General features: G+C 71.0%; 1 protein-coding gene. It reads right to left on the reverse strand.

All coding sequences use genetic code 11. From position 1 onward, the window contains the following. Window positions 1-49 precede the first annotated feature (49 nt). Window positions 50-1,303 (reverse strand): phosphoribosylamine--glycine ligase, encoded by a 1,254-nt coding sequence (gene purD / locus ACFTZB_RS45665; protein ID WP_378442611.1) that lies wholly within the window; start codon window positions 1,301-1,303, stop codon window positions 50-52. Window positions 1,304-1,377 lie beyond the last annotated feature (74 nt).

Genomic DNA, 1,377 nt, shown 5'->3' on the forward strand with positions numbered 1-1,377 from the left:
GCCCCCGGATTGCCCGGGGGTGCACGCCTGTTTCGACAGTGCTTCGACCTCAGGGAATGGCGATGCGACCCTCGACCGCGGCCAGCCCGATGTCCTTCCGGAAGTGACTTCCCGGCAGCTTGATCGCGGAGATCTTGGAGTACGCGTCGGCGCGCGCCGCGTCGAGGTCGGCTCCGACTCCGACCACGCTGAGCACGCGTCCGCCCGCGGAGACCACCTGGTCGTCGACGAGCTTGGTGCCAGCGTGCAGGACACCGTCACCGTCGGCGCCGGTGATCACGTCGCCGGTGCGCGGGGTCGCCGGGTAGTGCTCGGCCGCGACCACGACGGTCACCGCCGAGCCGTCCTGCCATTCGAGCGGGGCGACCCGGTCGAGCGTTCCGGTGGCCGCCGCGTTCAGCAGTTCTCCGAGCGGGCTCTTCAGCAGCGCGAGAACCGCCTGGGTCTCGGGGTCGCCGAAACGGCAGTTGAACTCGACGACGGCGGGGCCGTCCTTGCCGATCGCCAGCCCGGCGTACAGCAGGCCGCTGAAGGCGCTGCCGCGGGCGACGAGTTCGGCGGCGACCGGCTTGACGACGTCGTCGACGATCCGGGTGACGGTCTGCTCGGGCAGCCACGGGAGCGGCGTGTACGCGCCCATGCCGCCGGTGTTGGGTCCGGTGTCGCCGTCGCCGACCCGCTTGTGGTCCTGGGCCGGCAGCAGCGGCACGACGGTCTCACCGTCGACGACGCAGAACAGCGACACCTCGGGGCCGTCGAGGAAGGATTCGAGGAGGACGGGGTGGCCGTTCTCGAGCAGTTCCGCCGCGTGGTCGCGGGCGGCGTCCCGATCGGTGGTGACCACCACACCCTTGCCTGCCGCGAGGCCGTCGTCCTTGACCACCCAGTTGGGCCCGAAGCGGTCCAGTGCCTCGTCCAGCTTCGCGGGCGAGTCGACGATCTCGCTGTGCGCGGTCTTCACGCCGGCGGCGGCCATGACGTCCTTGGCGAACGCCTTGGAACCTTCGATGCGCGCGGCGTCGGCCGACGGGCCGAAGCAGGCGATCCCTGCCGCGCGGACAGCGTCCGCGACACCGAGCACCAGCGGGACCTCGGGGCCCACCACGACGAGGTCGGCGTCCAGCTTCTTCGCGAGCGCCGCCACCGCTTCCCCGGACGCGATGTCGACGGAGTGCTGCTCGGCGATCTTGCCGATCCCGGCATTGCCGGGCGCGCACATCAAGGCACTGACACCCGGATCGCGAGCAAGGGCGAGAAGGAGGGCATGTTCACGGGCTCCGGAGCCGATAACGAGTACGCGCACGGATGTCAGCCTACGGGCCGCGCCAGGCTGCGGCTCCGCCGCCCGTGAGTACTTGTTAACCGCCCGCGGTTAAC

It is taken from the genome of Rhodococcus sp. NPDC057014 (assembly GCF_042673295.1).
Lineage (GTDB): Bacteria > Actinomycetota > Actinomycetes > Mycobacteriales > Mycobacteriaceae > Rhodococcus_F.